At 60.2% G+C, this 19,496-nt stretch carries 7 protein-coding genes; 5 read left to right on the top strand and 2 right to left on the bottom strand.

Annotated features, from left to right (window positions below; translation table 11 throughout):
• Positions 1-3 precede the first annotated feature (3 nt).
• Both QRN50_RS18945 and QRN50_RS18940 read left to right on the top strand, forming a co-directional pair.
• Positions 4-12,564 (top strand): hybrid non-ribosomal peptide synthetase/type I polyketide synthase, encoded by a 12,561-nt coding sequence (locus QRN50_RS18945; RefSeq protein WP_096126563.1) that lies wholly within the window; start codon positions 4-6, stop codon positions 12,562-12,564.
• 111 nt (positions 12,565-12,675) lie between these two features.
• Positions 12,676-13,872, top strand: a complete 1,197-nt coding sequence (locus QRN50_RS18940) for a tetracycline resistance MFS efflux pump (RefSeq protein WP_032657443.1) — start codon at positions 12,676-12,678, stop codon at positions 13,870-13,872.
• 19 nt (positions 13,873-13,891) lie between these two features.
• Here the strand turns inward: QRN50_RS18940 and QRN50_RS18935 are convergent, their stop codons facing one another.
• Both QRN50_RS18935 and QRN50_RS18930 read right to left on the bottom strand, forming a co-directional pair.
• Positions 13,892-14,605 carry a FadR/GntR family transcriptional regulator gene (locus tag QRN50_RS18935; protein WP_011267190.1) on the bottom strand — a complete coding sequence of 238 codons (714 nt, stop codon included), beginning with the start codon at positions 14,603-14,605 and terminating at the stop codon, positions 13,892-13,894.
• Positions 14,606-14,700: 95 nt separating this feature from the next.
• Positions 14,701-16,443 (bottom strand): IlvD/Edd family dehydratase, encoded by a 1,743-nt coding sequence (locus tag QRN50_RS18930; RefSeq protein ID WP_003318618.1) that lies wholly within the window; start codon positions 16,441-16,443, stop codon positions 14,701-14,703.
• A 214-nt stretch (positions 16,444-16,657) separates the two neighbouring features.
• On the opposite strand from QRN50_RS18930, the gene QRN50_RS18925 reads away from it, so the two are divergent.
• From QRN50_RS18925 to QRN50_RS18915, 3 genes are all read left to right on the top strand, one after another.
• Complete coding sequence (locus QRN50_RS18925; RefSeq protein ID WP_096126562.1) at positions 16,658-17,971, top strand: MFS transporter; 1,314 nt, start codon at positions 16,658-16,660, stop codon at positions 17,969-17,971.
• A 35-nt stretch (positions 17,972-18,006) separates the two neighbouring features.
• Entirely contained in the window at positions 18,007-18,999 is a 993-nt protein-coding gene (araD1, locus tag QRN50_RS18920) for an AraD1 family protein (RefSeq protein WP_096126561.1), read from the top strand.
• Between the two features lie 135 nt (positions 19,000-19,134).
• Entirely contained in the window at positions 19,135-19,422 is a 288-nt protein-coding gene (locus QRN50_RS18915) for a DUF5629 family protein (protein ID WP_162496686.1), read from the top strand.
• Positions 19,423-19,496 lie beyond the last annotated feature (74 nt).

The raw sequence follows: 19,496 nt of genomic DNA, 5'->3' as shown, positions 1-19,496 counted from the left end.
GTCATGTCTCAAAAAAAGCCGGTCACTTCAACCACCGAGTCCGCTGTCAGGATGCCGACCCCGGCAGCCGGGGGGTTCCTGAATTTATCGCCTGCGCAAAAAAGCCTCTGGTTCATGCACCAGATGGAAGATGCCAGCGCCACGTACAATGTGCCTTTTGCGCTGCGTATTGACGGGGCACTGGATCGCGCGGCCCTCGAGCGGGCAGTGGACAGTGTCTATCAGCGCCAGAGTGCACTGCGCTATCGTTTTCCCTGTATCGATGGGCAGCCGGTGATTCGCCTTGTCGATGAGCAACTGCTGATTCGCAAGGTTGACCTGCGAGCCGAACCGGACAGCGAAGCCGCGCTGAAAGCGTTCGAGCAAAGCGAAGCGCGTTATGTTTTCGATCTTGAGCATGAAGCGCTTCTGCGCGCGACGTTGCTGCACTGTGCGACCGACGAGCATGTTCTGTTGATCAATGTTCATCACATCGTTTTCGACGGTTGGTCGATGCAGATCTTCCTCTCCGAAGTGGCCTCAGCCTATTCGGCGCTGGTGCGGGGCAGCGAGGTAAACGCGGAGCCGTTGAACTTCGACTTTGGCGATTATTTGAGTCTGAGCCCATCGAACGCTGAACGGGCTCCCGATATCGACCACTGGCAGCGGCGATTGGCCGGTGCGCCGCCGGTATTGCCATTACCGCTGGATAACAAGCGTCCGGCCGTTCAGCGTTACGCAGGCCAGCGTTGTCATTTTCAAGTGCCTGAAGCCGTCTCGGACGCGCTGAAAAACCTGGCAAGGGAGTGTCGCGTCACGCCCTATATGGTAGGGCTCGCGGCCTTTTCCGTGCTGCTGTATCGCTATACGCAAGAGGCGGATCTGGTCATCGGATCGCCGATGTCGAATCGGCAGTCCTCTGACCTGGAAGGCGTGATCGGTTTCTTCGTCAATACGCTGCCAAACCGGATCGATGCATCGGGTTCTCCTTCTTTCGTCGAGTTGCTCAAAAGAGTTCGTGCCTCGGTGCTCGATACGTTCGAGCATGCCCATGTGCCCTTCGATCAGATTGTCGAGGCCATTCAGCCCCCACGTTCCCTGAGCCATGCGCCGGTGTTTCAGGTGCTGTTCGATATGGCCAACGAAGATTTTTCGGTCGAGCTGGAAAACCTGCGCACTCGTGTTTATACGCTCGACTCCTGTACCGCCAAATATGACCTGAGTCTTACCCTGGCACTGACGGCGCGCGGCATGAGCGGCGCAATCGAGTATGACACCGCATTGCTGGATGAGCGCGCAGTGCAGGGGATGATTGATAGCCTGCTGATCATTATGGAGCAGGTGTCGCGCAACCCGGACGGGGCCATTGACGATTTTTCGCTATTGTCGTGCGAAGCTGTGGAGCAGGCGTTGCGCCTGGCCAATCATCAGCCCGCAGCGCCGCAGGCGCCCTTTGCACCTTTTCATCAATGGTTCAAACGCAGTGCCGCGCAGTGGGGCGAGGCGGATGCGCTGGTCTATGAAAACCGTCGTTACAGCTATGCGCAACTGGATGCAGAGGCCCGGGTACTGGCGGGCCACCTGCATGCTGCCGGCGTTCGGCGTGGTGACCGGGTTGCAGTGGTGCAACGCTATGGGCCAGAGGTCATCATCGCGTTACTGGCGGTGCATCAGGTCGGGGGCATTTATGTGCCGCTGGCGATCGACGATGCCCGTCATGCTGATCTGCTCAAGGACATCGAGCCCAGACTGGTGCTCACACTGAGCGCCTGTCAGGAGCAACTGAGGGGTTATCCATGCCTTGTGCAGGATGATTTGCCGCAGGCCACCGGCACACTGCACGAGAACGAATTCGAGGGGCGCAACACACAGCCGGAAGACATCGCCTACATTATTTTTACCTCCGGTTCTACCGGGCGTCCCAAGGGCGTCAGTGTCTCCCACGGCAGTTGGGTAAGTCTGCTCCAGGCGCTGGAGCAGACTTACGGTCAGACCGAGCCAGGTGTCACCGGCATTTTGCAGATGGCCAATTTCACGTTTGACGTATTCATGAGCGATGTGGTCCGCGCGCTGGCGGTGGGCGCACGGTTGATAATGTGCCCGCGGCAGAGTCTGGCTGACCCTGAGCAACTCTATGAGCTGATCACGGCTGAACGGGTGACGTTGCTCGAGTTCGTGCCGGCGGTCCTGCGGCAGATGATACGTTACCTGGAAGAGACGGGACGGCGTCTGGATACCCTGCGTACGCTGACCTGTGGCGCGGATGTCTGGTTCGTCCACGAGTATCGGAAAATGCAGACGCTGTGTGGACCGCAGACCAGGGTTGTCAGTGTTTACGGAGTCACCGAGGCAACCTGCGAAAGCGCTACGTTCGAGCCCGATGCGGGGTGGTATGACCCTGAGCGCAGCTTGCCAATCGGCGGTCCGTTGCCGAACACGTCCCTATACCTGGTCGACGCAACGCTGAATCTGGTACCGCGCACTGTCCCCGGCGAATTGTTGATTGGTGGCGGCGCAGTGGCGTCCGGTTACATGAATCGCCCTGAACTGAACGAGAAAAGCTTCCTGACAGGTTCGTTCTCGGCCAGCGGACGGTTTTTACCTGGCGTCGGCGAGCAGCGGTTCTATCGCACCGGCGATCTGTGTCGGCACATGCGCGACGGCACCATCGAGTTTCTGGGCCGCAGTGACAACCAGGTCAAGATTCGTGGCTTCCGCATCGAGTTGGGGGAAGTCGAGAGCGTACTTGCCGACCATCCGGACGTGAATGAATGCGCGGTGGTGACCCGCCAGTCACCAGGCGCTGAGGCCGAGCTGATCGGTTATGTACAAACCCGCGCTACAGCGCAGCAACTCAATGCCTACCTTGGCGAGCGCCTGCCGGGCCACATGGTGCCGCGCCTGTTGGTGGTCCTGGCGGCACTGCCCTTGACCGCAAACGGCAAGATCGATCGCAAGAGCCTGCCGGAGCCCGATTGGACGCAGGACTCACGCGCCTATGCCGCACCGCGTAACAGTCTGGAAGAGCAGCTTGTCGAAGACTGGCAACACCTGCTCAACGTGCCGCGTGTGGGCATTGACGACAATTTTTTCGAGAGTGGCGGGCATTCTCTGCTGGTCACCCAGGTCATTGCGCAGATCAAAAAACGCTTTGGTGTGGCGCTCAGCGTTGCCAACCTGTTCGAAGGGCCTACCGTCGCCCAGGTCGCCGAAAAGATTATGCTGAGTATGATCCAGATCTCCCAAGGGGCCAGTGTCGCTTCCAGGCCGGCGGCGATCGGTCGCAGCAGCGGTATCGAGCGTCAACGTCTGTCGTTTGCCCAACGCCGACTGTGGTTGACCCAGCACAGTGAACCGGGCACTGCCTACAACATGCCGGAAATATGCCGGCTGACCGGGCAACTGGATATTTCTGCGCTGGAAGGTGCATTGAATCTGCTGCTTGAGCGCCATGAAGTCTTGCGCACGCATTTCACCCGTGAGCTTGAAACGTTTGTAGACACGCAGGGCGTCACGCAGAAAGAGCCGTTGGTTGTGACAAGCCACGCTGACAGCGCACGTGTACCGTTCAGGCTGCAAACCATCGCTCGCGAAGCGCTCACGGCTGCGCTGGAGCGGGAGGTGCACACGCCGTTCGTGCTGGACAAGGAACTGCCGATACGCGCGTTGCTTCTGCAGACGGCGTCGGATGAGCATGTTCTGTGCCTGACGCTGCATCACATCGCCTACGACGGCTGGTCGAGTGCCTTGCTTCGTCAGGAGCTGGCAGTGTTCTATCGGCACTTGACGCAAGGTGAGCGCATCACACTGAGCCCACTGGAGGCTCAGTATCAGGACTATGCGGCCTGGCAACGAAATCAACTCGAAACCGGGGCCTTCACGACTCAACTCGATGCCTGGAAGGCATCGCTGCAGGACCTGCCGCCGCCTCTGGTACTGCCTGTACGTTCCAGTCCGCGAGAAGGAAATCCGTTGGCTGGCGACTACGTTGCGCTGACTCTGCCTGGCGACTGCTCGGCAAGGCTCGATCAGCTTTGCCTGCGTCTGCAATGCACGCCGGCCATGGTCATGCACGCCGCGTTCGCGCTGCTGTTGCATCGCTACACCGGGCAGGACGACATTTTGATCGGCATGCCATTCTCGGGAAGGGACCATGATGAAAGTACGAACCTGATCGGGTTTTTCGTTAACCTGCTTCCGTTACGGCTGCGTTTGCGAGGCCCTCTGCGTGTGGCGCAGGTTATCGAACAGAGTCGTCAGGCCCTGCTTGCCGCCGAGGCAAATCAGTCGGTGCCGATCGATTACCTGGCGCAAGTGCTCAACCCGCAGCGGCTGCCGGGCAAGCATCCTTTTTTCCAGGCAGGCCTGGTGGTGCAGAGTACGACGGCCGTACCGCTTAGCTTGCCGCACGTGACATCGGAAGAAATCTCCCTGGCCTCCACTGAGGTGAAGCTGGACCTGATGCTGGAGTTGCGTGCTGTCAAAGGCGAAGGGGTGAGTGGGGTATTCAAATATCGCACGTCGCTGTTCGAGCGTTCTGTTATCTCGGGCATGGCAGGGCATTTCCAGTGTCTGCTGGAAAATATGCTGGCTAATGACGAGCAGACCGTCGCGCAGGTGAAGATGCTGTCTGCAACCGAACAGCAGAGGCTGATCAGCCAGTTCAACAATACGGCGCGCGACTTTGGCGATGGCGATGTCGTCAGCCGTTTTGAACAGCGTGTACGTCAGACTCCCCAGGCTATTGCCCTTCAGTTGCAACAACGCTGCTGGACATACGCCGAACTGGACCGGTTAGCCAACGGCATCGCCCACGCGTTGATAAAGAAGGGTGTGCAAGCCGGTGAGCACATCGGCCTGTTCACTGGACGGCATCCCTATCTGGTGGCAGGCATGCTTGGCATCCTCAAGGCGCGCTGTGCCTTTGTCCCCTTGAATCCGCAGGATTCGATGGAAGGTGCGCTGGGCTACATGATCAAAGACGCAGCATTGCACCGCGTGGTGGGTCATCGAGGCTTGGCACACGAGCTTGCCGCTCTGGGGCTGGAGACGTTGCTGGTCGACGACTTCGAAGGTGACCAGGGCGAATGGTCTGCTCCGGCCTGCCAGCGTGAGCCTCAGGATCTGGCCTATATTCTTTACACCTCTGGCTCGACCGGGCAGCCCAAGGGGGTAATGGTTTCGCAGCGCAATATCGATAACACCGCGAATGCATTTGCGCGAACACTGGAACTGACTGGTCAGTCGCGCCAGCTGCAGTACTTTTCGCCAGTCTTCGACGGGGTTTGTGGCGAGGTGTTTCCGGTACTGATCAGCGGCGCCACACTGGTATTTGCAGCCTCTGAACAGCTGCTCCCGGGGCCGGATCTGGTGACGCTTCTGCGCGAGCAACGTATCACTCATCTGCAGATCACGCCGACGGCCCTGCGCTTGCTCCCCCATGCCGAGCTTGCCGAGCTGAAAGTCATCATCAGCGCCGGTGAAGCCTGTCCGGCCAACGTCGCCCAGACCTGGGCAGCCGGCAGACGTTTCCTCAATGGTTACGGTCCTACCGAAACCACGGTGTATGCATCTGCCCGGGATTACTGGGATGAACGAGGTGCCTTGGTATTGCGGCCTCTGGACAACGTCAGAATGTATGTCCTTGACCGGTATCTGAACCCTCTTCCCTGCGGTGTACCCGGCGAGCTTTACATTGGCGGGAGCGGGGTGGCACAGGGTTATCTGAATCTGGATGAGCGCACCGCGCAAGCGTTTCTTCCCGACCCATACGGCGTTTCGCCCGAGGCGCGGCTGTACCGCACTGGCGACTTTGTCGTGCGTCAGTTCAACGGAAGCCTGAGCTATGTCGGGCGTATCGATAATCAGGTCAAGATTCGCGGTTTTCGCATTGAGCTGGGCGACGTCGAAACGCGCTTGAACGCGATAGCCGGGCTGGAGCAGGCCGTCGTGGTGGTCAAACAGGATGACCAGGGGCACAAGGCTCTGGTGGGGTATTACGTCGGCAAACCGAGCGTGGCACAGGTACGTGCAGAGCTGGCCAGGGTGCTGCCGGCACATAGTGTGCCGGAGCGTCTTGTCTGCTTGCCCGAGCTGCCGCTCAGCCGTACTGGCAAAGTCGATCGCAAGTCGCTCGAAAATCGCGTTGATCAGCGCGCTCAGGAAGGCACTGCGGTCGGGACGCCGGCGACCCTTCCTGCAGCCGTCAGGCCTGCTGGAAAACGTCTGCACAACACGGTCAGAACGATCTGGCAGGAAGTGCTCGATTGCCAGGAAATCGATTCGGACGACAATTTTTTCGATCTCGGTGGCCACTCGTTACGCATCGTCGAGACGCAAAAACGTTTGAGCGAGCTTTTGCAGGCGCCCGTGGCCATGACAGACCTTTTCGAATACCCGACGCTGCGTGGTCTGGTCGCTCACCTGGAACGCTTGCATGGGCCGCTGCCGGAGGTTCGCCAAGCCAGCGAGGCATCACCTGCCATTGATCCAGGGAATCGCACGCTGGCGGTCGTCGGCATGGCCGGGCGCTTTCCGGGCGCCGCTGACCTGAGCGAGTTCTGGCAGAACATCACCGAAGGGGTGGAGTCGACTCTTTACTTCAGTGATGAGGTCATGCTCGCGCATGGCGTAAACCCTGATCTGCTGGAGCGTGCCGATTTCGTCAAGTGTGGCAATCGTCTCGAGGACGTCGACAAGTTCGATGCCGAGTTCTTCGGCTTTTCACCGCGTGAAGCACAGCTGATGGATCCTCAGCAGCGCATCTTTCTTCAATGCGCGTGGGCCGCGATGGAAGCCGCCGGTTACGGCGGCGCTCTGAACGATTTGCGTGTGGGCGTATTTGCAAGCGCGAGCACCAGCCATTACCTGCTCGATCACGTTTACCCGAGGCGCCAGGAGCTGCAACTGGAGAACATCCAGTGGTTGTTGGGTAATGGCCGCGATTTCATGGCTTCGCGTGTGGCTTACAAACTCAATCTCGCGGGACCTGCGATTACCGTCGAAACGGCTTGCTCCTCGTCACTGGTGGCGGTCCAGATGGCCTGCGAAAGCTTGCTGCGAGGCGAGTCGGATATGGTGATCGTCGGCGGTGCTTCGGTCGAAGCTCAATACTACGGTTACCAGGCGGCACCGGGCAGCATCATTTCCGTCGATGGCCATTGCCGGCCGTTCGATGCCCAGGCCAGTGGCACCACTGGCGGCAGCGGTTGTGCAGTGTTGGTCCTCAAACTGGCTGACAGGGCAATCGAAGATCGCGACCATATTCATGCCTTGATCAAGGGCGGGGCGATCAATAACGATGGCTCCAGTAAGGTCAGTTACACCGCGCCCAGTGTTCATGGGCAGGCCCAGGTGGTGAGCGCTGCACTCGATGCAGCGAATATCAGCGCAGATTCCATTGGTTACGTCGAGGCGCATGGCACCGGCACTCGTCTGGGTGACCCGGTAGAAGTCCGTGCGCTGACGCAGGCCTATACCAGCGCTTTGCCACATTTCACGCCGGGCTTTTGTGCCCTTGGTTCGTTGAAGAGCAACATCGGTCATCTTGATGCGGCCTCAGGCATCGCCGGGCTGGTCAAAGCCATACTTGCCGTGCAACACAACGTGCTGCCTGCAAGCCTGAACTTCACGCGGGCCAATCCCGAAATCGATTTCAGCGACAGCCCGTTTTATGTCAACACGACCTCCAGGCCGTGGCCGGCAGCGGCCTCGCCACGTCGGGCAGGCGTCAGCTCCTTCGGCATCGGCGGGACCAATGCGCATGTCATTGTCGAGGAACCTCCTCAACCGTCGGTACGCCCGCATGACGATAGCGAACGCTGGTACATACTGCCGTTCTCTGCACGCTCCGCAGCAGCGCTGGATCATCAGCGTCGGCAACTGATCACCTGTCTGCAGAATCCCGCAGCCGATCTACGCGATATCGCCTTCACGCTGGGAGAGGGTCGTACACGTTTTGCCTTCAGGGACAGCGTCGTCAGCCAGAGTATTGCCGGAGCCTTGCACGCGCTGCAGGCGCCTTCGTCCACAGCGCTAATGGAACGCAGGCAGGACCGTCCGATCGTGTTCATGTTCTCCGGGCAGGGCAGCCAGTACGCGGGAATGTTCAAGGGCCTCTACGACAGTGAGGCAGTATTTCGGCAGACAGTTGACCGCTGTGCAGTCATATTGCAGCGTTATGGCGTCGACATTCTGGCCTGTCTGTACCCGCCAGCGGGTAGCAAAACAGGCGACGCCCTGAGCCGGACGGAGATCGCGCAGCCGGCACTTTTTGTGGTCGAGTACGCGTGCGCGCTGTTGTTGCAAAGCCGCGGTATCCACCCGCAGGCGCTCATAGGCCATAGCCTTGGGGAGCTGGTGGCTGCCTGTTTTGCCGGGGTCTACAGTGTTGAAGACAGCTTGAAACTGGTTGTCGAGCGGGGCCGCCTGATGCAACGTCAAGCGCCCGGTGCGATGCTTGCCGTTGGCCTCTCGGAAGCAGACTGCGCGCGTTTTCTGGAGCCCGGCGTGGAGCTGGCTGCCGTCAATGGGCCGCTGCAATGTGTCCTGGCGGGTGATTTTGAAGCCATTGCGCGGGTCGAGCGACAACTGGCCGAGGAAGGGCTCGTGGGGCGTGTACTGGATACCTCGCACGCTTTTCATTCCCGCATGATGGCTCCAGCTGCGCACGCGTTGAAGGCCGTTGTTAACGGGTTCTCTGTTCAGCCCCCGACTATCGCGCTCGTGTCCAACCACAACGGTGGTTGGTTCTCGATCGATTCGAGCAGCCAGAGTGATTATTGGGCGTCTCATCTGCTGGAAACCGTGCGCTTTTCTGACGGTATCGCGCTGCTTGCCGACGAACTGGAAGAGCCGATTTTTCTCGAAGTCGGCCCGGGCCGTGCTCTTCAGAGTGCACTGAAATCCTATGCTGAGCCCTTGTGCGTGCTTGGTTGCACTCGGCATGCACGGGACAGCCGGTCGGACGAGGCGGCATTGGCGCAAGGCATCGCGTCATTGTGGAGGCAGGGGGCAAGTTTCGGTTGGGCGCAGGCCACAGGGTGTACAGACGGCGCACGCGTGCCGCTGCCGACCTATCCGTTCGCGCGGGACAGCCACTGGATCGAGGCTGCCGGGACGGCTTCTTCAGCGCAGCACGAGGCACCGTTGTTCCTGCATTGGCAGCGTATGCATGGTAATCGCCGGCAGTTCCGGTTGAGCCTTTCGCCGCAACTCTGGCTGGTGGACGAACACCGGGTTTTCGAAGGAAGGCCAGTGCTTTCCGGCACCGGATGCGTCGAACTGGTGCGCAATGCCTATGCGCGTATGGAAGGTGTCGAGTCGATCGAGCTGAGTGATGTTTACTTCCCGACACCTCTGGTTCTGGAAGATGAGCAGGCCTCGCAACGCGTGCTGATTACGTTCAAGGATCACGCCGAGAGCACCGAGTTTTTCCTCGAGTCGGTATCGGACGAGGGTAACGGTCCGCAGCAGCGCACGATGCTGCACGCCCAGGGCTTCATCAAGCGCCACGACCGGGAGCGTTCCGTACCCACAGCGTTGATGCAGCTTCAGGCCGACCATGCTGACTGTCTTGCCGATGAAGTCGAACATGCGGCATTGAACACGCGTCTCGGCTTGTTCGGGCCTCGCTGGAAGTGCTTTCGTTCTATCTGGCTTAGTGAGGATGAGGGGTTGGCGCTCCTGGAACTCGATCAGGCGTTTGCCGCTGATGTTGAGCACTTTGCGCTGCATCCGGCGTTGCTCGACATGGCGACTGGTTTTCTCTCGATCATGGAAAACCGCGCCCGCAGATTGCCGTTCCATTACCAGCGCCTGACTATTCATGCACCACTGCGCTCCCGGCTTTACAGCCATGCACGGCGGGTCCGCAGTAATGTTTATGATGTGCAACTGTTCGAAGTCGACAGCGACGGCGGAGTCGGGGCGCTGCTGGCCGAGGTGACAGGCTTCACTTTGCGCGAGGAGCGAGTGGCATCGGAAGCACAGCGCACTGAGCCCCTGGACTGGTGCCAGGCGCCTGCATGGCGCCCGGCATTGCCGCCGAGGAGCGACTCGCCATTACAAGGGCCCTGGCTGGTTGTGATGCGCGGCGTTGCAGCCGATAACAGCATGCTCTTCTCGCTGCCGCCGGACAGTGTCTGCATAGCAGATGCCGGTGATTCCGGCACTGCGGTCGCGACAATTGCTCGCGGCGATGCTCAGGCGTATGAGCAACTGTTCAATACACTGGCGGCGCAAGATGCCTTGCCGAGTCAGATCATTTACATGGCTGGTCAGGCGCAACCGACGCACGGCGAACACGCTGCCATCAGGCTGTTTACCGATCTTATGTCGCTGGTACAGGCGTACATCCCTCATGCCGCAAACACCACTGTGTTGTCACTGGTGACCGAAGGTGCCTGCCAGGTGGATGACGATGAGCCGGTCAACAGCTGTGTAGCGACCTTGTCTGGAGTGGTTCGCACACTTGCGTGGGAGCTGCCACAGATTCAGTGCCGTCATTTCGATCTGCCGCTTGCCAATGCGGCAGAGAACGAGACGCTGCTGCTTCAGGCACTCCAGCACATCGATCCAGACCAGGCATCTCCGCTTGCTTCGACCCTGGCGTTGCGCAAACAGACGTTCCATGAGCCTTGCCTGCGAGCGCTGCAAGTCTCGCCACCTTCGCAGCCGTTCGAGGAGGGCGGGACCTACGTGGTTACCGGTGGTCTGGGCGGCATGGGGCTTGCGCTGGCCAGTCATCTGGCTGCGAAGGCAAAAGCCGTCACGTTAGTCCTGATGTCCCGTTCTGCGACAGTCACGGATGAGGTCGGGCAAGCGCTGCAGGCGTTGGAACAGCAGGGCGCGCGGATTCAACACATGGCGGTCGATTGCGCTGATCGCGAGGCTTTCACTGCAGCGCTGCACCAGGTCAGACTTCAGCATGGACGTATCTCTGGAGCCATACACGCGGCAGGCGTGCAAGCCAGCGGTCTCATTCAACTGAGCCAGGCAACTGCATGGGCACAGGTCATGGGCAGCAAGGTAGTCGGCACCGATGTGCTGATAGAGGTTTTGCGCCAGGAACCTGTCGATTTCATATTCCTGTGTTCGTCGTTGGCGTCGGTGCTGGGTGGTCTGGGCCAGGCGGATTACGCCGCCGCCAACGCTTACCTGGATGCTCGGGCGCAGGCGTGTCGTCAGGAGGGCATACCTGTGGTTTCGCTCAACTGGGATGCATGGGCGCAGGCAGGTATGCGTGTTGCCTATGACAGGGCACACCCCGAGCAGGCGCCGATTGACGATGTGCGCGGGCTGACCAACGCAGAAGGTTGCCAGTTGTTCGAGCTGGCCCTGGCGCAGAACACGGCTCAGGTCATCGTGAGCAAGGCGCAGGATCTGCAACAACTGATCGAGCAACTGCAGCGCGGCGGCGCGACATCGGCTGGCCGTGCAACACCGCTGTTCGACTCCGGGGCCGAGCGTGTTGCGCCACGCAATGCGGTGGAACAGGAAGTCGCGCAGTTGTGGCAAGAGCTGCTAGGCGGCGATATGCCGGGTGTGCTGGATAACTTCTTCGATCTGGGCGGGCACTCGCTGTTGGGCTCCCAGCTTATTTCGCGAATTCGTTCGCGCTTTCAGCAGTGCCTGACGTTGGCCGAGTTTCTCGATGAGCCGACCATCGAGCGAATCGCCCGTTCATTGGGCAGTGGCGCCGACGATACGCCCATCGATGCCGATGAAGCCGCCGTCCGCTACTGTCTGGTGCCGGTGCAGCGAAACGGCGAGGGGAGACCATTCTTCTGTCTGCCGGGCATGGGGGGCAACGTCAATCAAGTGCTTGGGTTGGCCAAGGCCATGGGTACGCAGCGGCCTTTTTACGGTCTGCAATGCCTTGGGCTCGATGGCAAGGCTGAGCCTCACCTCAGCGTCGAGGATATGGCCGAACACTATATTCGCTGCATGAAATCGGTTCAGGCGCACGGGCCGTATCTGTTGGGCGGGCATTCACTTGGCGGAAAAGTAGCGTATGAAATCGCCAGGCGTCTCGAAGCGCGTGGCGACCAGGTGGGCTTGCTGGCGCTGTTCGACTCGGCGGCACCTCCCTATACGCAAATGCAGGTGCCCACTGATGCTCAGGTACTGGGTTCGCTGCTGAGTATCTTCGGGCATTACTTCGACAAGCCGATCAAGCTTAGCCGCGAGGAGTTGCAGGCGCTCGAGCATCTGGATGATGAGGAAAAGATCCGCTACCTGAAAGACACACTGGAAAGTCACGGGTTGCTGGATGCGCGTGGCGATGAGGGAAGCATCCGGGGGCTGTTCAACGTGTACAAGGCTGCTGCCGCATTCGGTATGCGCTATGACCCGCCCAAAGTTGCGCTTGATGCCTCGCTGGTGCTGTTTCGCGCGGTCGACTCGATGCCCTCCGGCATCAACCTGCCCGAGATCCGCGACACGGATGCCTGGGGCTGGGAGTCGTTCAGTGCGGCGAAGGTAAGAACGGTCGATGTCTCGGGAGACCACTTTACCTGCCTGTCCGTCCACGCCCGGCAAATTGCCGATGTATTGATCGAGCAACTCGCCGAGTGTGATCGATAACCCGTTCTTTGCGGAACATGGCGAGCAGGCTCAGCGCCTGCTCGCCTACATTAATCAGTCTGAGGTCTACATATGTCTGGAGGTTACTCAAAAGGTGACACCCGTCCACCCATGCGCTTCATTCTTCTGATATTGGGGCTCGATGTGCTTGGCATCGGTCTGGCGATCCCTGTCATGCCGACGCTGATCGCGACTATCTGGCCATCGTCTACCGAGCATGTCTCGTTGGCGCTGGGTGTGGCGTTGACACTTTATTCAGCGATGCAGTTTCTGTGTGCGCCGCTGCTGGGGGCGCTGAGCGACTGCCATGGGCGTCGACCGATATTGCTTCTGGCGCTGGCCGGCATGTGCCTGGGCAATCTGATGGCTGGCTTCGCCGGCAGCCTGACGGTCTTGCTGATAGGCCGTGCCATCGCAGGAATCACTGCCGCCAATATCGCCACTGCGATGGCCTATATTGCGGACATCAGTGAGGGTGAGCAGCGCACGCATTTCTACGGTGCAGCGGGCAGTGTCATCGCCATAGCGCTTGTTTTCGGCCCGGTCATAGGCGGGGGACTTGCGTCTTACGGACCGCACTTGCCCTTTCTGGTCGCTGGCGGCCTGGCGGCAATCAACCTGCTGTATGGCTACATGAGGTTGCCGGAAAGCCTTGCGGCCGAGCATCGGCGTGCCTTCGAATGGCGGCGAACCAACCCGTTTGGCAGCCTGCGAGGACTCTGGAGTACGCAAGGCCTGCGGCCGTATCTGCTGGCTGCGACGTGCTCCTGGTTCGCCTACGGGATATTTCAAAGCTGCTTTGTGCTGGCCAATCAGATGCGTTATGGCTGGAGCATGCTTGAAGTGTCGTACGCATTGGCGGCACTCGCTCTGGGCATGGCGTTCGCGCAGCGCGTACTGGTACGCAAGCTGACGCCAATCATGTCCAACCAGCGGATCATCGTTACAGGTTATGCCTGTTGCCTGCTGGGTTATGGTTTCTATACGGCTGCTGCAAGCGTCTGGCTGACGGTGGTGGGCATGTGTTTCCATGCTGTCGGACTGATCGCCGAGCCGGCATTGCGCAGTGAGCTCTCGCGTCATGCCAGTGCAGGGCATCAGGGCGAGTTGCAGGGCGGGCTGACATCTCTGTTGAGTCTGGTGGGCGGTGTAGCGCCAGTGATTGGCGCCCTGATATTTGCGGGTAACGTTGGCTCAGGCCAGCATGTCCTGTGGCTGGGCGCTCCCTTTCTGGTCAGCCTGTTGATGTACGTGCTGGCGATAGGCTGCATCCAGAGGGGGAGAACTTCAGCCGCCTGGAACAGTTGATCCTCGCGCTGGTAACCCATCAGCCTCCGCCGAGCACCACACTCAGCGCGTTGCGTGCATCGTCCAGTTGCACCAGCGAGGCGTGGCGTGCGCCCAGCGCGTCGCGGTTCTGGATGGCGGTGAGGATCGCCTTGTGACGCGGCATGGCCAGTTCGTGCAGGTTGGGACGCTTGTTGGAGTATTTGAGCGCTTCGCGCAACGCCAGTGACAGCATGTTGCACAGGTGCGCCAGCAAGTCGTTGTGGGTGGCGTCGGCGATGCGGCTGTGGAAGTCGAGATCGGGTTGCAACAGGTCTTCCGGCGTCGGTGCGGCTTCCATGCGCAGGTAGGCTTCGTGGATCGACTCGATCTCTGCGTCGGTGGCATGCTGCGCGGCCAGTGCTGCAACTGCTGGTTCGATGACAGCGCGTACGCTGGTCAGCAGATTGAAGAAATCATTCTGCGGCGAGCTTTGCATGACCCAGTGCAGTACGTCCGGGTCCAGCAGATGCCATTCGCGACGCGCCTTGACCACCGTGCCGACACGCGGCCGCGAATAAACCAGACCCTTGGCCACCAGAACCCGCGTGGCTTCACGCAGGACCGGGCGGCTGACGGCATACTCTTCGCAGAGCATCGCTTCGGCAGGCAGCTTTTCGTCAGGCTTGAAACGGCCGGACACGATTTGCATGCCCAGTTCCTGGACAATACGGGCGTGCATGCTTTTTCGGTCGGAAGGCTTTCGATAATCCATGGGAACGCTGGTCGGTCCTGGCGGTAATTGCTGGGCATCATACCATTGCGTAACACTTGCGGCGGCTGCCTGCGTCAGGTAAACCGCCGCTTTGGTCAGTGCGAGTGGCGGGGCACTTCGGAACCTCTGCAACCGACCAGGAAGTCGAAATCACAGCCCTGGTCTGCCTGCATCACCCGGTCTACGTACAGCTGACGATAGCCACCCAACAGCAATTGAGGCGGAGCCTGCCAGTCGGCGAGGCGCGCCGCCAGTTCGGCTTCCGGGATGTCCAGATGCAGACGCCCGCCAGCGCAGTCGAGCTCGATCCAGTCACCTTCCTTGACCACCGCCAGCGGTCCGCCCGCTGCGGCTTCCGGCGCCACATGCAGAACCACGGTGCCGTAAGCCGTGCCGCTCATGCGCGCATCGGAAATGCGCACCATGTCAGTCACGCCCTGCGCCAGCAGCTTGGCTGGCAAGCCCATGTTGCCGACCTCGGCCATGCCCGGATAACCCTTGGGGCCGCAGTTCTTCAGCACCATGACCGAGTTGGCATCAATGTCCAGATCCGGATCGTTGATCCGTGACTTGTACATCTCGAAATTCTCGAACACCACTGCGCGACCACGGTGCTGCATCAGCGCCGGCGTCGCGGCCGAGGGCTTGAGCACGGCACCCAGCGGCGCGAGGTTGCCGCGCAGCACGCAAATCCCGCCGTCGGCGCGGATCGGGTTGTCCAGCGCGCGGATTACCTGATCTTCACCATAGATCGGTGAGTTGCAGGTGTTTTCGCCGATGCTCTTGCCATTGACGGTCAAGGCATCCGGGTTGGGCAGCAGCCTGGCTTCGTTCATACGGCGCAGCACGGCGGGCAGGCCGCCGGCGTAATAGAACTCTTCCATCAGGAAGCGCCCCGACGGTTGCAGGTCGACAATCGTCGGCATGCCACGGCCCATGCGTGACCAGTCATCCAGGTCCAGGTCGACGCCGATGCGTCCGGCGATGGCCTTCAGGTGAATCACGGCGTTGGTCGAGCCACCGATGGCCGCATTGACCCGGATGGCGTTTTCGAATGCAGCCTTGGTGAGAATCTTCGACAGGCGCAGGTCTTCACGGACCATATCGACGGCGCGCATGCCAGACATGTGCGCCAGCACGTAACGCCGCGAATCCACCGCTGGAATGGCCGCGTTGTGCGGCAGCGAGGTGCCCAGCGCTTCAGCCATGCAGGCCATGGTCGAGGCTGTGCCCATGGTGTTGCAGGTGCCTGCCGAGCGCGACATGCCGGCTTCGGCGGAGAGGAATTCGTCCAGGCTGATGGTCCCGGCCTTGTAGGACTCGTGCATCTGCCAGACGATGGTGCCGGCGCCGATGTCCTTGCCTTCATGCTTGCCGTTGAGCATCGGTCCGCCGGTGACGACGATGGCGGGGATGTCGCAACTGGCAGCCCCCATCAACAGGGCAGGGGTGGTCTTGTCACAGCCGGTCAACAGCACGACGCCATCGATGGGGTTGCCGCGAATCGCTTCTTCAACGTCCATGCTCGCCAGGTTGCGGGTGAACATAGCGGTAGGGCGCAGGTTGGATTCGCCGTTGGAAAACACCGGAAACTCGACCGGCCAGCCGCCTGCTTCGATCACGCCACGTTTGACATGCTCGGCGATCTGCCGGAAATGCGCGTTGCAGGGGGTCAACTCCGACCAGGTATTGCAGATGCCGATGATCGGCTTGCCCTGAAACTGGTGGTCGGCAATACCCTGATTCTTCATCCAGCTGCGGTACATGAAGCCATTCTTGTCGGCGGTGCCAAACCACTGGGCAGAACGGAGGGTCGGTTTTTTATCGGAGTCAGACATGATCGGCTCTCTTATTGTAAGACTTAATGGCGATACTGCTGGCTAAGGTAAGCCTAAAAAACGCGTATTGGAAGAGTTGTCAGTTTAAATAGTATTACTATATAGTCGGTTGTAGACGAGGGATCATCCTGGCGCATGTGCTGCGTTATTCAGCCCCCAGGCACAGAGGCGATCCCCGCAGGTTCCATAACAAAAACAATGGGAGACCGCCTACATGAGCCAGGAACTGCGGCTTATACGCCGCATCACGCTGAAACTGATCCCCTTCCTTATCCTGCTGTACCTGATCGCTTATGTAGACCGCTCTGCCGTGGGCTTTGCCAAGCTGCACATGGGCGCGGACATCGGTATCGGCGACGCGGCCTATGGTTTGGGTGCCGGGCTGTTCTTTATCGGTTACTTCCTGCTGGAGATCCCCAGCAACCTGATGCTCGAGCGTTTCGGCGCACGTCGCTGGTTCGCGCGGATCATGATCACCTGGGGCGCGATCACCATCGGCATGGCCTTCGTCCAGGGGCCGCACAGCTTCTATGTGATGAGGTTTTTGCTGGGCGCTGCCGAGGCGGGCTTCTTTCCCGGTGTGCTGTACTACATCACCCAGTGGTTTCCGGTGCGCCATCGCGGCAAGATCCTTGGCCTTTTCATCCTCTCGCAACCCATCGCCATGATGATCACCGGGCCCGTGTCCGGCGGTTTGCTGGGCATGGACGGCATACTCGGCCTGCATGGCTGGCAATGGCTGTTCATCGTCATCGGCACGCCGGCGATTCTGCTGACCTGGCCGGTGTTGCGCTGGTTGCCGGATGGTCCGCAGCAGGTCAAATGGATGGACCAGGCCGAGAAGGACTGGCTGACCGGTGAGCTGAAAAAGGACCTTGAAGAGTACGGCCAGACTCGCCACGGCAATCCGTTGCATGCCTTGAAAGACAAGCGTGTGTTGCTTCTGGCGCTGTTCTACCTGCCGGTGACCTTGAGCATTTACGGTCTTGGCCTGTGGCTGCCGACGCTGATCAAACAGTTTGGCGGCAGTGACCTGACCACCGGCTTCGTGTCATCGGTGCCTTACATTTTCGGCATCATCGGCCTGCTGATCGTGCCGCGCAGTTCCGATCGCCTCAACGACCGTTACGGGCATCTGGCCGTGCTTTATGTGCTGGGGGCCATCGGCCTGTTCTGCAGCGCCTGGCTGACCATGCCGGTGGCGCAGCTGGCTGCATTGTGCGTCGTGGCGTTCGCGCTGTTTTCCTGCACGGCGGTGTTCTGGACCTTGCCGGGGCGGTTCTTCGCCGGTGCCAGTGCCGCAGCCGGTATCGCGCTGATCAATTCGGTCGGCAACCTGGGCGGCTACATCGGTCCGTTCGTGATCGGCGCGTTGAAGGAAATCACCGGCAGTCTGGCATCAGGCCTGTATTTCCTGTCGGGCGTCATGGTCTTCGGGCTGCTGCTGACCGGCATCGTTTATCACGTGCTGGAGCGCAAGCATGTGCTGCCAGCGTCCGACTTCGCGGCGAGTGCCAGGGCGAGATAGGTTTTCAGCGGCCCATTATCTGGAAGGAGAATTTCATGCGGTTAGTACAGTTTGAATTGAACGACGGTCAGCGCCGGGTCGGGCTGGTCGACGGTGATCAGGTGCGTGAGGTCCAGGGTGTCGAGAGTGTTCGCGAGCTGGCGCTGGCGGCTATCGAGGCAGGTTCGGCGCTGGCGCATCAGGTCGAGCAGCGTGGCGTTGGCGAGACGCACGACTATTTGCAGTTGCTTGAGGAGTTGCGGATCCTGCCGCCGCTCGACCATCCTGATCCGGCGCACCTGCTGGTCAGCGGCACCGGGCTGACACATCTGGGCAGTGCGTCGGCACGCGACAAGATGCACCAGCAGTCCGGCGACGAAGCCTCGATGACCGACACCATGCGTATCTTCAAATGGGGCGTCGAAGGCGGCAAGCCGACGGCGGGGCAGGCCGGTGTTCAGCCCGAGTGGTTCTACAAGGGTGACGGCAGCATTGTCGTGCGTCCCGGACATTCGTTTTCGCTGCCGCCCTTTGCCGAAGACGGCGGGGAAGAGCCCGAGCTGAGCGGCCTGTATGTGATCGGTCATGATCGCAAGCCTTATCGCCTGGGCTTCGCCATCGGTAATGAATACTCCGATCACGTCATGGAGCGTCGCAACTACCTGTATCTGGCGCATTCGAAACTGCGCGCCTGTTCGTTCGGGCCGGAGTTGCGCGTGGGCGACTTGCCGCAAAGCCTGTCGGGCACCAGTCGGGTCTGGCGCGATGGCAAGGTGCTGTGGGAGAAAGAGTTCCTCAGTGGCGAAGCGAACATGTGCCACAGCCTGGAAAACCTTGAATACCACCACTTCAAGTACGCGCAATTCCTCAGGCCGGGTGACGTGCATGTGCATTTCTTCGGCACCGCCACCCTGTCGTTCGCCGATGGCGTGCGCACCCAGCCGGGCGATCGTTTCGAGATCAGTCAGGCCGAGTTCGGTCAGCCGCTGGTCAACGGCCTGGCATCGAGCGAGCCGGTGTTTCAGCCGGGCGGCATCGGCAAGCTGTAAGCGCAGACGCGCCATACCTGTTTGATTGCTCACCGTGCCAGCGCTCGGCGCTGGTACGGCTCTACTTGCGCTCCGACTGTATCTGCGCCTGCCTTTTGCCCTATCATTCGCGCTTTTGCTGGCCGGATGAATTTCATGACTACCATACCCACCACACTGCTCGCCGCCCTCGAAGCCACCACCATGCTGGAAATCGACGGCCTGCACGCCTGGGACTTCTCTCTGGGCGAGGAACTGAACGTCGAATGCATGGACGGCCGCGAGCGCAAGGTATGGCGTTTCACCACGGCGCAAATCGACGCTGCGACCTTCGATGAATCCCTGCAAAGCTGGGTGATCAATGACGGCAACGCCGATCACCGGATCATCTGCTGCCTGGATGCCTTTACCCCCTCCGATGAAGATGATTCCGCGCAGGATTGAGTAAATGCGGGCTGGCGCTGTCATAGACCCGACCGTGCCGTAACAGGCATCAATAACCTCAACAAGATGGATGC

Source organism: Pseudomonas sp. MEJ108, from assembly GCF_030208985.1.
GTDB lineage: Bacteria > Pseudomonadota > Gammaproteobacteria > Pseudomonadales > Pseudomonadaceae > Aquipseudomonas > Aquipseudomonas fragariae.
Note: the sequence above shows the minus strand (reverse complement) of the source record. Positions and strands in the feature narration are given on the sequence as shown.

Bases quoted from the DNA above. Each gene is read 5' to 3' on its own strand.
- QRN50_RS18915 (WP_162496686.1), top strand. From the start codon at position 19,135: ATGACTACCATACCCACCACACTGCTCGCCGCCCTCGAAGCCACCACC.
- QRN50_RS18925 (WP_096126562.1), top strand. From the start codon at position 16,658: ATGAGCCAGGAACTGCGGCTTATACGCCGCATCACGCTGAAACTGATC.
- araD1 (WP_096126561.1), top strand. From the start codon at position 18,007: ATGCGGTTAGTACAGTTTGAATTGAACGACGGTCAGCGCCGGGTCGGG.
- QRN50_RS18930 (WP_003318618.1), bottom strand. From the start codon at position 16,443: ATGTCTGACTCCGATAAAAAACCGACCCTCCGTTCTGCCCAGTGGTTT.
- QRN50_RS18945 (WP_096126563.1), top strand. From the start codon at position 4: ATGTCTCAAAAAAAGCCGGTCACTTCAACCACCGAGTCCGCTGTCAGG.
- QRN50_RS18940 (WP_032657443.1), top strand. From the start codon at position 12,676: ATGCGCTTCATTCTTCTGATATTGGGGCTCGATGTGCTTGGCATCGGT.
- QRN50_RS18935 (WP_011267190.1), bottom strand. From the start codon at position 14,605: ATGGATTATCGAAAGCCTTCCGACCGAAAAAGCATGCACGCCCGTATT.